Raw genomic sequence first — 13,717 nt, 5'->3', positions numbered from 1 at the left:
CTTCGCTGTCGGGACAAGGAGGCTGTCGGGACATTAGCGGGCGCGCGCTCATGCTGCGCCGCGATCCCATCGTTACACAACCGTTGCCTTCGGTCCAAAGACCGGGAGTCCTCTCGCGGAGATCGCTGTCGCACATCGGCGCTGCGGAATCTCAAAACCAAAGGTGGCGTCGTGTATCGCGAATTGATGTGACAACCGTCACAGTGGAATCGATGAACCCGGTGATCTCGTCGCGGCGTGACCGCCACTCATGCGGGTTGCGGATGCTCCGTGCGGAGGTGGACCGCGGGTTCGGCGCACGACTCGTCGCGACAGACGAGCATCACGTCGATCCGCTGGTGTCCTTCATCGGATCGCACGACGTCCTTGCGGACGAACATGTGGGCGCCGCAGGTCGGGCACTTGCGCTGACTCTTGATGTGACTTGACGACATGACCCGAGATTACGCCGATTGTGGCCTGGATCACACCACCGTGGGATGTGGGTCGCGTCAGTACTGCGCGCAGAGGCTCACCTGTGTGTTGCCACCCGCCCCGGTCAGGTCCCACCGCAGGTAGGACGCATCCGAGGCGGTGGTACGCAGTGAGAGCCAATGGCCGGGGATGACCAGGCCCTTCCACTGTTCAACCCAGTAGCAGTCGTGCCCGCCGATGCAGAACGGTCCCACGCACACGCACTCCCACATGCTGACGGTGAAGGTCGCGTTCCGTGTTCCCTCCGAACCGACCATGGCGATACCGGTGGCGGCGTTGACCCCCCACTGCGTTCCGCACACAGCCCAGTCCCAGCCCTGAACGCACGACTGCGAACCGTTGCAGAAGGTGTTGCGAAACCACTGCTGTTCGCCGGAAGTGAAGACGCCGATGCCGTCACCGTCGCTGCCCGTGCGTTCGCCTGCCTCCTCGGATGCCACGTCTGTCGGAGGGGCGATCTGGCTCGGCCGTGCCGGGATCTGTTCGACGGCCTGCCCCATCTCCACGGTGGCCCGCATCCCCGAATCGAACTCGAGGAGTTGCAGGGCGTGGCCCGTGCCGAATTCCATCGACGCGCGCACCCGTGGTGCCCGGGTACGACGTTTGATCCCGCTGCTCATGATCGACTCCTTGCGTGTTCGACGAATCGGATTCGACACGATGGTCGGCCCCGATGGCGGTCTCATACACGAGTGGATCTCTACTCGATGTGGCGCGGAGCGAGCCCGCAGGCCGGCGTCCGGTACTCGCGTGGCGGGTGAGGAGAAGATCGGCAACCGGGGCCGGAATCGAAAACGCCAGGCCGAGAAGGATTCTCTGGCCTGGCGTCCCGAGCGAGCGGGTGACGGGAATCGAACCCGCGTAGCTAGTTTGGAAGACTAGGGCTCTACCATTGAGCTACACCCGCGTGCGCGCCTCGCGGCGCAGCGCATGTGACTGTACCCGGTGAGTGCGTCGGATCCGAAATCGCTGCCGCGGCCGTTTCGCGGGATCGGGCCGGTGAAACGGCGGAGGCGAATTCGGTGGTACGGGCGCCGCCACGTACTATCGTTCGTTGGCCCTGTTCGTGCGCTGATCTCGACGCGCTCGGAGACCTGGTGGGCCCGCCGGGATGTGGCGCAGCTTGGTAGCGCATCCGCTTTGGGAGCGGAGGGTCGCAGGTTCAAATCCTGTCATCCCGACTCGAGATGGAAAGCCGTCCGTACGTCACGGGATCGCGCGGGCGTCTGACGACACTCGGACACCGTAGACGTCACGACAAGCAGATATAAGGAGCATTCAGGCGTGAAGAGCACCGTCGAGCAACTGAGCCCGACCCGGGTGAAGCTCAATGTCGAGGTCCCCTTCGACGAACTTTCGGGCGATTTCGACCGGGCGTACCGGTCGCTGGCCCAGCAGATCCGGATTCCGGGTTTCCGCCCGGGCAAGGCTCCGGCAAAACTGATCGAGGCCCGGGTGGGGCGCGATTCGATCCTCGCCCAGGTTGTCAACGAGGCGCTGCCGGGTAAGTACTCGGAGGCCGTCGCCGAAACCGACACCAAGGCGATCGGTCAGCCCGAGATCGACCTCTCCGAGCTCAAGTACGGCGAGAGCATCACCTTCACCGCAGAGGTCGACGTCCGGCCCGAGATCGAGCTTCCCGACTATTCGACGCTCGCCGTCGAGGTGGACGCGCTGGCCGATGACGAGACCGCCATCGACGAGCAACTCGAGGGGCTGCGCGCCCGGTTCGGCACCCTCACCGGTGTCGAACGCGGCGCGCAGGACGGCGACCATGTCTCCATCGACCTCGCCGCCAGCGTCGACGGCGAACCCGTCGAGGAGGCGTCGACCGAGGGGTTGTCGCACGAGGTGGGCTCCGGACAGCTCATCGACGGCCTCGATGAGGCGCTGGTCGGCATGACCACCGGCGACACCAAGGTGTTCAGCACCAAGCTCGTCGCGGGGGACCACGCCGGCGAGGACGCCGACGTCACCGTCACGGTGAACTCGGTCAAGGAGCGCGAGCTGCCCGACCTCGACGACGAGTTCGCCCAGATGGCCAGCGAGTTCGACACCGTCGACGAACTGCGCGAGTCGATCGCCGAGCGTGTCGAGCAGTCGAAGAAGGCCGAGCAGGCCAACGCGATCCGTGACGCCGTGCTCGAGAAGCTGCTCGACACCGTCGACATCCCGCTGCCCGAGAACGTCGTCGCCGCCGAGGTCGACGGTCAGCTCGAACAGGTGCTGCACAGCATCGGCCACGACGAGGCCGTGCTCGCCCAGCTCCTCGAGGCCCAGGGCACCACCCGCGAGAAGTTCGAGGCCGATGCGCGCGAGTCCGCGGAGAAGTCGGTACGCACCCAACTGCTGCTCGATGCGATCGCCGAACAGCAGGACACCGAGGTCAGCCAGGATGAGCTCACCCAGCAGATCCTGTTCCAGGCGCAGCGCTACGGGATGGCACCGCAGGAGTTCATCCAGCAGCTCACCCAGGCCAATCAGGTGGGCGCGGTGTACGCCGACGTCCGGCGCGGCAAGGCGCTCGCGAGCATCGTCGGCGAGGTGACCGTCACCGACTCCAACGGTGACCCCGTCTCGACCACCGAGTTCTTCGGTACCGCCGACGAGGTCGACGCCGACGAGGCCGCCGAGGCCGACACGGACACCGACGACAGCAAGGACGTCTGACCCCGGGGCATCGCGAAGGACACCTCAGCACAGCCGGATCCGGGCCGTCCCGGGTCCGGCTGTTCTGCTCTCAGCGAAGCAGCGTGTCCTCGGGAGTGTCTGCCGCGACCGATTGGTTAGTGTCGGTGAGGACAAGACGACGACCACAGACAAGGCGGGAACCGTGAGCAAGCCGACCATCCACACACCCTCGATGAGTTCAGGAGTCGCCGGGCTGAACCTGAGCGACTCGGTGTTCGAGCGGCTGCTGCGTGAACGCATCATCTTCCTCGGCACCCAGGTCGACGACGACATCGCCAACCGGCTGTGCGCACAGATCCTGCTGCTGTCGGCCGAAGACCCGACCCGCGACATCAACCTCTACATCAACTCGCCGGGCGGATCGGTCACCGCGGGCATGGCCATCTTCGACACGATGGAACTCGCCGAATGCGATGTGGCGACTTTCGCGATGGGCATGGCCGCGTCGATGGGACAGTTCCTGCTGGCCGCCGGAGCCCCGGGTAAGCGTCACGCGTTGCCGCACGCGCGCATCATGATGCACCAGCCGTCGGCGGGTATCGGCGGCACCGCAGCCGACATCGCCATCCAGGCCGAGCAGTTCGCGGCCACCAAGAAGGAGATGAACCGGCTCAACGCCGAACACACCGGCCAGCCGCTGGAGAAGATCGAGGCCGACGCCGACCGCGACAAGTGGTTCACCGCGGCCGAGGCGAAGGACTACGGGATCGTCGATCACGTGATCACACGTCCGACGGCGGTGACCCCCGCGTGATGCGTGAACCCGCCCGGTCGTCCGTTGTCCCCGCTCGCACCAACCTCACGGAGCATGCCATGACCCCCGCCAGCTTCCTCAACTCGCTGCCCGCCGACGTCGCCGCCGGAATCCCCGCGGCCGCCCTCGCGGTCAAGGGGATCGAGGCCCGCTACATCCTTCCCCAATTCATCGAGCACACCCCGAACGGTCAGCGCCAGTACGACCCGTACGCGAAGCTGTTCGAAGAGCGCATCGTCTTCGTCGGCACCCCGATCGATCAGACCGTCGCCAACGACGTCATGGCGCAGCTGCTGGTGCTCGAGTCGCAGGACCCCGACCGTGACATCACCATGTACATCAACTCGCCCGGCGGCAGCGTGCCCGACATGCTCGCCATCTACGACACGATGCAGTACGTGCACTGCGACATCGTCACGGTGTGCCTGGGTGGGGCCGCGTCGGCCGCCGCGATCCTGCTGGCCGGTGGCACTCCGGGCAAGCGTGCGGCGCTGCCCAACGCCACCATCCTGATCCATCAGCCGCGCACCGGCGGGGCCTATCAGGGACAGGTGTCCGACCTGGAGATCCAGGCCGCCGAGATCGAGCGGATCCGCAATCGGCTCGACGAGATCCTGGCCCATCACACGGGACAGGCGCCGGACAAGATCCGCAAGGACACCGACCGCGACAACATTCTCACCGCCGACGCCGCCAAGGAATACGGCATCGTGGACGAGGTGTTCGAGTATCGGAAGAAGTCGCTCAAGAAATAGGCGACACGCCCGCGACATTTGTCTTTACCGGTCGAAGTTCTCCCGACGCCCGGGTACCGTCGGACTATCGGTCGTGTCACATACGGGTGAGTTCGCCTTGTCCGTCAGCCCGCCGAAGGCTTCTGTTGCGGCGACGTCCGGGTGACCACAACGGAAACACGACACAACGAGGAAGTAGGTACAGCACGAGATGGCGCGAATCGGAGACGGTGGCGATCTGCTCAAGTGCTCGTTCTGCGGTAAGAGCCAGAAGCAGGTCAAGAAGCTCATCGCCGGTCCCGGCGTGTACATCTGCGACGAGTGCATCGACCTGTGCAACGAGATCATCGAGGAAGAGCTCGCCGAGAACGGCGATGTGAAACTCGACGAACTCCCGAAGCCCGCGGAGATCCGCGACTTCCTCGAGAACTACGTGATCGGACAGGACACCGCCAAGCGGACACTCGCGGTGGCGGTCTACAACCACTACAAGCGGATTCAGGCGGGGGAGAAGAAAGACTCGCGGACCGGCGAGACGGTCGAACTCGCGAAGTCGAACATCCTGATGCTCGGCCCCACCGGCTGCGGCAAGACCTACCTGGCGCAGACCCTCGCGAAGATGCTCAACGTGCCGTTCGCGATCGCCGACGCCACCGCCCTCACCGAGGCCGGCTACGTCGGCGAGGATGTGGAGAACATCCTGCTGAAGCTGATCCAGGCCGCCGACTACGACGTGAAACGCGCCGAGACCGGCATCATCTACATCGACGAGGTCGACAAGATCGCCCGGAAGAGCGAGAACCCGTCGATCACGCGCGACGTGTCGGGCGAGGGTGTGCAGCAGGCGCTGCTGAAGATCCTCGAGGGCACCCAGGCGTCGGTGCCGCCGCAGGGTGGGCGCAAGCATCCGCATCAGGAGTTCATCCAGATCGACACCACCAACGTGCTGTTCATCGTGGCGGGTGCGTTCGCGGGCCTCGAGAAGATCATCTCCGAACGAATCGGCAAGCGCGGCATCGGTTTCGGCAACGAGGTCGCCAGCCGCGACGACGTGGACACCACCGACCACTTCGCCGACGTGATGCCCGAGGACCTGATCAAGTTCGGGTTGATCCCCGAGTTCATCGGCCGCCTGCCGGTGGTGGCCTCGGTGACCAACCTGGACAAGGAGTCGCTGGTCAGCATCCTGTCCACGCCCAAGAATGCGCTGGTGAAGCAGTACACCAAGCTGTTCGAGATGGACAACGTGGAACTCGAGTTCTCCCACGACGCACTCGAGGCGATCGCCGATCAGGCCATCCACCGCGGTACCGGTGCACGCGGGCTGCGCGCCATCATGGAAGAGGTTCTGCTGCCGGTGATGTACGACATCCCGAGCCGCGACGACGTCGAGAAGGTCGTCGTGACGGCCGAGACCGTCAACGACAATGTGTTGCCGACCATCGTGCCGCGCACCGACAGTTCCAGCGAGCGCCGCGACAAGAGCGCCTGACCGGCGCCCACGCCGGATTTCGTCAACCCGACGCCCCAATGCGGTGCTGTCACCGACACTGGTCGTATGACTGACACACACGGGCAGATGGCGGGAATCGTGCTGGCGGGCGGGCGTTCGCGCCGCATGGGTTCCGACAAGGCGGCAATGGACTGGGACGGCGAACCGATGCTCGCCCGAATCGTCGGAGTACTCGCCCAGCGCTGTGATCCCGTCTTCGTGGTGGCTGCCGAATCGTCACCCGCCTACCGATTGCTGAAGGGGACCGGTGGGCCCGAGGCGATCTGGGTCACCGACGAGGAACTGGGCGCCGGCCCGCTGGCCGGGCTCGCCGCGGGGCTGCACGCGGCCCACGGTGCCGGTCGGGCACTGGCGTTCGTCTGCGCCACCGACATGCCGCTGATCTCCCCGGAACTCATCGACGAACTCGCACGCGGGGTCACCGAGTCCACCGGAGTGGTGGTGGCACGTGAGGCCGGCCGGGACCATCCGATGGCCGGCATCTACCGCACCTCGGATGCGTCGGTGGTCACGCGATTGGTGGACTCCGGCGAGCGCCGGATGACCGCGGCACTCGATGCGCTGGCCACCCACCGGGTCGCGGTGAGTGAGCCGGACTGGCTGACCAACGTCAACGCCCCCGAGGACGTCCACCGGCTACGGGTCGCGGCACCGGCGTTCCCTAAGATTGTGGGGTGATCACTCCCGACTCGACCTCGTCGCTGCCGAAGTCCTGGGATCCGGCCGAACACGAATCCCGGTTGTATCAGGACTGGGTGGACGCGGGTTACTTCACCGCCGACGCCACCAGCGACAAACCCGCATTCTCGATCGTCATCCCGCCGCCGAACGTCAACGGTTCGCTGCACATGGGGCACGCCTACGAGCACGTCCTGATGGACACCCTCAGCCGGCGCGCCCGCATGCGGGGATTCGAGGTGCTGTGGCTGCCCGGCATGGACCACGCCGCGATCGCGATGCAGACGATGGTGGAGCGCAAGCTGGCCGACGAGGGTCTCACCCGCGACGACCTCGGCCGTGACGTGTTCATCGAGCGGGTGTGGACCGAGAAGGCCGAGATCAGCGGCAACATCGGTGAACAGATGCGGCGCCTCGGCGACAGCGTCGACTGGACCCGCGAACGCTTCACCATGGACGAGGGCCTCTCCCGTGCGGTGCAGACCGTGTTCAAACAGCTCTACGACGAGGGCCTGATCTATCGGGCCGAACGACTCGTCAACTGGTCGCCGGTGCTGAAGACGGCGGTGAGCGACATCGAGGTCAGCTACGCCGATGTTGAAGGTGAACTGGTCAGCTTCCGCTACGGTTCGCTCGACGACGCGCAACCGCACATCGTGGTGGCCACCACCCGGCTCGAGACGATGCTCGGCGACACCGCGATCGCCGTCCACCCCGACGACGAGCGCTATGCGCACCTGATCGGCACCGAACTCGACCATCCCTTCGTCGACCGCACGATCCCGGTCATCGCCGACGACTACGTCGACCCCGAGTTCGGCAGCGGAGCGGTCAAGATCACGCCCGCCCACGACCCCAATGACTTCGCGATCGGTCAGCGGCACGGACTGGCGATGCCCACGATCCTCGACGAGTCGGCGCGCATCGCCGGCACCGGCACCGTGTTCGACGGTATGGACCGCTTCGAGGCGCGCGTCAAGATCCGTGAGGCGCTGGCCGAGCAGGGGCGGATCGTCAAGGAGATCCGGCCCTACCTGCACAGCGTCGGACATTCCGAGCGCACCGGTGAACCGATCGAACCCCGCCTCTCGATGCAGTGGTGGGTGCAGGTGGAGTCACTGGCGAAGGCCGCAGGCGATGCGGTGCGCGACGGATCGACCGTCATCCACCCCACGTCGATGGAACCGCGCTGGTTCGCGTGGGTCGACGACATGCACGACTGGTGCATCTCGCGACAGTTGTGGTGGGGACACCGCATCCCCATCTGGTACGGCCCCGACGGTGAGGTGGTGTGCCTGGGCCCCGGCGAGGAAGCGCCCGCCGGGTACACGCAGGAAACCGACGTGCTCGACACGTGGTTCTCCTCGGGACTGTGGCCGTTCTCCACGCTCGGCTGGCCGGATGAGACCCCCGACCTCGAAAAGTTCTATCCCACATCGGTTCTCGTCACCGGCTACGACATCCTGTTCTTCTGGGTGGCGCGCATGATGATGTTCGGCACCTTCGTCGGCAAGCGGATGGCACCGGGCAATGAGGTCCCGTTCCACAATTTGCTCCTGCACGGCCTCGTGCGTGACGAACACGGACGCAAGATGTCGAAATCGCGGGGCAACGGCATCGACCCGCTCGACTGGGTCGAGCGCTTCGGGGCCGACGCGTTGCGCTTCACCCTGGCCCGCGGCGCGAACCCGGGCGCCGACCTCTCGGTGGGCGAGGACCACGCCTCGTCGTCACGCAACTTCGCGACCAAGCTGTTCAACGCCACCCGCTTCGCGATGATGAACGGCGCCACCACCGGGGAGTTGCCGCAGGCGGCCGAACTCACCGTGGCCGACCGCTGGATTCTGCAGCGCCTCGACGAGGTGCTCGCCGAGGTGGATGCGGGTTTCGACTCCTACGAATTCTCCAAGGCATGCGAGGCGCTCTACCACTTCGCTTGGGACGAGTTCTGTGACTGGTATCTCGAACTGGCCAAGGTGCAGTTCGCCGAGGATGACGAAACACGTGCGCACACAACACGACTCGTTCTCGGTGCGGTGCTCGATCCGCTGCTGCGGGCGCTTTCGCCGGTGATGCCGTTCGTCACGGAGGTGCTGTGGAAGGCGTTGACCGGCGGTGAGTCGCTGGTGATCGCCGCCTGGCCGCAACCCTCGGGTGTGCGCGCCGATCCCGCCGCCGTCACCCACATCGACGACCTGCAGCGGCTCGTCACCGAGGTGCGCCGGTTCCGCAGCGATCAGGGGCTGCGTCCCGGCCAGCGGGTCAGCGCCGAGATCGACGGCCTCGAGGCCGCCGGACTCACCGCGTCGAGGGCATACCTGGATTCGCTGGCGCGCCTCGACCCGGCGGGCGAGGGGTTTGCGGCAACCGCCACCGTCGACGTCCGGTTGTCGGCGGCGACGGTGACCGTCCGCATCGACACCTCCGGCAGTGTGGATGTGGAGGCCGAACGCAAACGCGCCGCCAAGGATCTCGCCGCCGCGGAGAAGGAACTCGCGCAGACCACCGCGAAGCTCGGTAACGAGCAGTTCCTGGCCAAGGCGCCCGATCAGGTGGTCGCCAAGATTCGTGACCGCCAGCAGGTCGCGACCGAAGAGGTCGAACGGCTCGGTGCCAAGCTGGCCGCGTTGGGCGGATCGTGACCGACGACAACACCGACAACGATCGGGACTTCTCCGATCCGGACGACGACGACGGGCCGATCTTCACCGCCGAGGACATCGCCGGGTTCGAGGGCAACGACGTGGAGCCCGATCCGATGGATCTGGCCTCGCTGCTGACCGACGACGACCCGCAAGGCGAGCCGCCCCTGCTGGTGACCGACGGTCCGGCCGATCTGGCCGAACTCGCCGACCTCGAGGCCGAACTCGACACGCGGTGGCCCGAGACGCGCATCGAACCGTCACTCACCCGAATCTCGGCGCTCATGGATCTGCTCGGATCGCCGCAGCACGCCTACCCGGCCATTCACGTGGCCGGCACCAACGGCAAGACCTCGGTCACCCGGATGATCGACGCCCTGCTGACCGCGCTGCATCGGCGCACCGGCCGATACACCAGTCCGCATCTGCAACGCGTCACCGAGCGGATCGCGGTGGACGGCCATCCGATCGGCGCGCGGGCCTACGTCGACACCTATCGTGACCTCGAGCCGTACATCACGATGGTCGACGATTCGTCGACGGCCGCGGGCGGACCGCGGATGAGCAAGTTCGAAGTGCTCACCGCGATCGCCTACGCCTACTTCGCCGAGGCCCCGGTCGACGTGGCCGTGGTCGAGACCGGGATGGGTGGACGCTGGGACGCCACCAACGTGGTTGACGCGACGGTGGCCGTGATCACCCCGATCGCCATGGACCACGCCGATTATCTGGGTGATTCGCTGGCCGCCATCGCGGGGGAGAAGGCCGGGATCATCAAGCGCGCCAAGGACGATCTGGTGGTGACCGACCCGGTGACCATCCTGGCGCCGCAGCCGCCCGAGGTGATGGATGTACTGCTGCGCGAAACCGTCGACAAGGGCACCATCGTCGCGCGCGCGGATTCGGAGTTCGCGGTTCTCGACACGATCACCGCGGTCGGTGGACAACTGCTACGCATCCAGGGACTCGGCGGCGTGTACGACGAGATCTTCCTTCCGTTGCACGGCGAGCACCAGGCGGCCAATGCCGCGCTCGCGCTGGCCGCGGTGGAGGCGTTCTTCGGCGCCGGACCCGACCGGCAACTCGACGTCGATGCGGTGCGCACGGGATTTGCATCGGTCACCAGTCCGGGGCGCCTCGAACGGGTGCGCAGCGCCCCGTCGGTGTTCGTCGACGCCGCGCACAATCCGCACGGTGCCCGCGCGTTGGCGCGGGCACTCGCGGAGGAATTCGACTTCCGCCGGCTTGTCGGGGTGGTCGGTGTACTCGGCGACAAGGACGCCGAGGGCGTGCTCGCCGAACTCGAACCGGTGCTCGACCAGGTGGTCATCACCAACAACGGGTCGCCGCGCGCACTGGACACCGAGACGCTGGCCGAGATCGCCCGAGAGGTGTTCGGTGAGGAGCGGGTCGCGGTGGAACCGTTCCTGCCCGATGCGGTGGCGACCGCGATCGGCCTGGCCGAGGAATCCGACGGCGAACCGGTGTCGGGTGCGGGCGTGGTGATCACCGGTTCGGTGGTGACCGCCGGTGCCGGGCGCACCCTGTTCGGGAAGGACCCCGCATGAGCTCTCCCGACGAGAACGCCACGGCGCCACAGCGATTCACCCCGCCGGTCAACGACCCGTGGAAAGGTTTGCGCGGCGTGATGGCCGGCACCCTGATCCTCGAGGTCATCGTGATGATCCTGACGTTTCCCATCGTGGCGCGGGTGGGCAACGGCATCACCTGGGTGTCGGGAAGCTACCTCGCCGTGGTGACCGTGCTGCTGATCCTCGCGGCCGGGCGGCAGGGCCGGCCGGGAGCGCTGCGACTCGACCTCGGCCTACAGATCCTGGTGATCGCCGGGGGAGTGTTCCACTGGTCCATCGCGGTGATCGGTGTGATCTTCCTGTTCGTCTGGCTCTACATCCGCTACATCAAGATCGACGTGGAACGGCGGATCGAGCGCGGCCAGTTACCCGGACAGCAACCCATCGACGGCTGAGCGTGCCGGTTTTGCCCGGCAACATGCGGTTTGTCGGAGTTCATGCGGCACAACGGGATTCGCTACAGTGGCGGGCGTGATCGCGAGTCGAGTAGCCGTATGAGTGACCTCACCTATCCGCAGGCGGTGGTGATGGGCCTGCTGCAGGGCGTCACCGAACTGTTCCCCGTGTCCAGTCTCGGTCACTCGATTCTCGTTCCGGCGTGGCTCGGGGGGAACTGGGAACGACTCGTCACCGAGTCCGCCACTGCCGGTCACACGCCGTTCCTGGCGTTCGTCGTGGCGTTGCACGTGGCCACGGCCGTTGCGCTGATCATCTTCTACTGGCGCGACTGGGTGCGGATCGTCACCGGGCTGATCTCATCGGTGCGCCGCCGGCGCGTCGACACCGACGACGCGCGGCTGGCCTGGCTCATCATCGCGGGCACCATCCCCGTGGGGATCGTGGGTCTTCTCGCGGAGAAACCCCTTCGGGTGCTGTTCGCCACGCCGCTCGCGGCATCGGTGTTCCTGTTCCTCAACGGACTCGTACTGCTGACCGCTGAGTTGCTGCGCCGCCGCAGATCGGCGGCGGGTCGGCACTCGCTCTCGGACAACGACCGGGCCGCAACGGATCTGACGATGGCCGAAGGCGCGGGTATCGGCAGCGCGCAGATCCTCGCCCTCTTCCCGGGCATCTCGCGCTCGGGTGTCACGATCTCGGCGGGCCTGTTGCGTCGACTCGATCACGAAGATGCCGCGCGATTCGCCTTTCTCCTCGCCACGCCGGTGATCCTCGCTGCCGGTGTGCTCAAGATCCCCGAACTGTTCGGCCCCGAGGGTCAGGGCATCGGCGGGCAGGTCCTCGTCGGATCGCTGTGCGCGTTCCTGGCCGCACTGGCCGCCGTCGCGTTTCTGGCGAAGTACTTCCACACCCGGACGCTCTATCCGTTCGTCGTCTACTGCCTCATCGCAGGCGGGATCAGCATCGTTCATTTCGCCTGAGCGCGAGTTGCCGCCATCGAAGATCCGGTGCGCAACCGTTACCCGTGGGGGATTCCCCGCCGGGCCGGAGTCTGTGACAATACGCACACCCGGGGGTCGTATTTGTCTGTGTTCTCGGGTTCACCGATGCCGATCCCGAGGAGCCGTGTGAGCGCCGCGATTGCCGTTCGTCAGCCCAGCCGAGGCACAATTCGCCGCCTGCCGGCTCTGCTCGTGATCGCGGCCGCGTGGTCCGCCGCGCTGTTCGTCGGCGTCGGCGCTACGGAAGCAGCGCCCCCGGCGCCGACGGTGTCCGAAGGTCCCGAGGTGGGTGTTCCGATGCCGACGCCACCGGGCGGGTACAGCTACCTCGCCACGCGCGGCATCACCGAGCGGGTGGCGACGATGAAGATGCCCGAGGCCGTCGCCGCGCTGCCCGTTCCGGCCACCTACCGGGCGGCCAACCTGGCGTTCGCGGCGCAGTTCGATCGGGCGACGGCGGCAGCGGTGGCCACTCCGGGCGCATGTCTTCAGGTGGTCGTCAGCCCGCAGACCACGCCGGGCAACCTGTTCGACTACGGATTCTTTCCGGTCGCGGAACAGTACTGCCCTCGATGATCGATTCAACCCGCGCCGTCGTAGCCCGGCGCGGTGAACGAGTCGATACAGTGTGCTCGTGACTGAACGGACTCTCGTACTCATCAAGCCGGACGGCGTCGCCCGAGCCCTGGTCGGAGACATCATCAGCCGGATCGAACGCAAGGGCCTCACCCTGGTGGCCATGGAACTCAAGACGGCAAGCGACGACGTCGCGCGCGGCCACTACGCCGAGCATGAAGGCAAGCCCTTCTATCCCGCGTTGCTGGAGTTCATCACCTCGGGACCGTTGGTTGCGGCGGTTCTCGAGGGGCCGCGCGCCGTCGCGGCATTCCGGCAGATCGCCGGTGGCACCGACCCCGTCGAGAAGGCCGTCCCCGGGACGATCCGCGGCGACTTCGCGTTGAGTACGCAGAACAACCTGGTGCACGGCTCGGATTCGCCGGAATCGGCCGAGCGCGAAATCGCCCTCTGGTTCCCCGCGCTCGAGCGCTGACCGACTCGGGACACCGCTCGCGCGGCGGCACCCGAACGCCGCCGCCGCGCGCAATCACGCATAGCTTGCGGGAAGCAACCCGCGGTGTGGGATACTTGTCCAGTTATCGCGAACACACTTTGTTCGCGAGGACACCGATGGAGCCCGGTATCCGGGGCGAGGTCGCCGACAACATCGGCATTCGCCAC

The 13,717-nt window shown here is 66.4% G+C and carries 13 protein-coding genes and 2 tRNA genes; 13 read left to right on the top strand and 2 right to left on the bottom strand.

What is annotated here, in order from left to right:
- Nucleotides 1–212: 212 nt before the first annotated feature.
- The gene (locus tag ACWDTD_RS13025; RefSeq protein WP_449747515.1) at nt 213–428 is read left to right on the top strand and encodes a hypothetical protein; all 216 of its coding nucleotides are present in this window, start codon (nt 213–215) and stop codon (nt 426–428) included.
- 63 nt (nt 429–491) lie between these two features.
- Here ACWDTD_RS13025 and ACWDTD_RS13020 read toward each other — a convergent pair whose 3' ends face one another.
- Together ACWDTD_RS13020 and ACWDTD_RS13015 are read right to left on the bottom strand one after the other, a co-directional pair.
- Nucleotides 492–1,094 (bottom strand): hypothetical protein, encoded by a 603-nt coding sequence (locus ACWDTD_RS13020; RefSeq protein WP_449747514.1) that lies wholly within the window; start codon nt 1,092–1,094, stop codon nt 492–494.
- 216 nt (nt 1,095–1,310) lie between these two features.
- Nucleotides 1,311–1,381 (bottom strand) — tRNA-Gly (locus ACWDTD_RS13015).
- Between the two features lie 200 nt (nt 1,382–1,581).
- Here ACWDTD_RS13015 and ACWDTD_RS13010 point away from each other — a divergent pair.
- The 12 genes from ACWDTD_RS13010 (at nt 1,582) to ndk (ending at nt 13,529) form a co-directional block, all read left to right on the top strand.
- Nucleotides 1,582–1,655: transfer RNA gene (locus ACWDTD_RS13010), tRNA-Pro, on the top strand.
- Nucleotides 1,656–1,758: 103 nt separating this feature from the next.
- Nucleotides 1,759–3,144: a trigger factor gene (gene tig, locus ACWDTD_RS13005; protein WP_449747513.1), complete on the top strand. Its 1,386-nt coding sequence runs from the start codon at nt 1,759–1,761 to the stop codon at nt 3,142–3,144.
- A 163-nt stretch (nt 3,145–3,307) separates the two neighbouring features.
- Complete coding sequence (locus tag ACWDTD_RS13000) at nt 3,308–3,919, top strand: ATP-dependent Clp protease proteolytic subunit (RefSeq protein ID WP_449747512.1); 612 nt, start codon at nt 3,308–3,310, stop codon at nt 3,917–3,919.
- 59 nt (nt 3,920–3,978) lie between these two features.
- Entirely contained in the window at nt 3,979–4,674 is a 696-nt protein-coding gene (locus ACWDTD_RS12995; RefSeq protein ID WP_449747511.1) for an ATP-dependent Clp protease proteolytic subunit, read from the top strand.
- Between the two features lie 190 nt (nt 4,675–4,864).
- Complete coding sequence (clpX, locus tag ACWDTD_RS12990; protein ID WP_449747510.1) at nt 4,865–6,145, top strand: ATP-dependent Clp protease ATP-binding subunit ClpX; 1,281 nt, start codon at nt 4,865–4,867, stop codon at nt 6,143–6,145.
- Between the two features lie 66 nt (nt 6,146–6,211).
- A complete protein-coding gene (locus tag ACWDTD_RS12985; protein ID WP_449747509.1) occupies nt 6,212–6,844 on the top strand; it encodes a molybdenum cofactor guanylyltransferase in 633 nt (210 codons plus the stop codon).
- A complete protein-coding gene (locus ACWDTD_RS12980; RefSeq protein WP_449747508.1) occupies nt 6,841–9,486 on the top strand; it encodes a valine--tRNA ligase in 2,646 nt (881 codons plus the stop codon). The genes ACWDTD_RS12985 and ACWDTD_RS12980 overlap by 4 nt, the downstream gene beginning before the upstream one ends.
- Before the next feature lie 116 nt (nt 9,487–9,602).
- Complete coding sequence (gene folC / locus ACWDTD_RS12975; protein ID WP_449747571.1) at nt 9,603–11,054, top strand: bifunctional tetrahydrofolate synthase/dihydrofolate synthase; 1,452 nt, start codon at nt 9,603–9,605, stop codon at nt 11,052–11,054.
- Nucleotides 11,051–11,473, top strand: coding sequence for a DUF4233 domain-containing protein (locus ACWDTD_RS12970; RefSeq protein WP_449747507.1), 423 nt, complete (start codon nt 11,051–11,053; stop codon nt 11,471–11,473). The genes folC and ACWDTD_RS12970 overlap by 4 nt, the downstream gene beginning before the upstream one ends.
- 99 nt (nt 11,474–11,572) lie before the next feature.
- Nucleotides 11,573–12,457 (top strand): undecaprenyl-diphosphate phosphatase, encoded by an 885-nt coding sequence (locus ACWDTD_RS12965; RefSeq protein WP_449747506.1) that lies wholly within the window; start codon nt 11,573–11,575, stop codon nt 12,455–12,457.
- Between the two features lie 147 nt (nt 12,458–12,604).
- On the top strand, nt 12,605–13,054 hold the full coding sequence (locus tag ACWDTD_RS12960) for a hypothetical protein (protein ID WP_449747505.1): 450 nt from the start codon (nt 12,605–12,607) through the stop codon (nt 13,052–13,054).
- Between the two features lie 58 nt (nt 13,055–13,112).
- Entirely contained in the window at nt 13,113–13,529 is a 417-nt protein-coding gene (gene ndk / locus ACWDTD_RS12955; protein WP_449747504.1) for a nucleoside-diphosphate kinase, read from the top strand.
- Nucleotides 13,530–13,717 lie beyond the last annotated feature (188 nt).

This window comes from Gordonia sp. NPDC003425 (assembly GCF_053588635.1).
The sequence above is the reverse complement of the archived record's forward strand: the minus strand, read 5'-3'. Positions and strand labels throughout refer to the sequence as shown.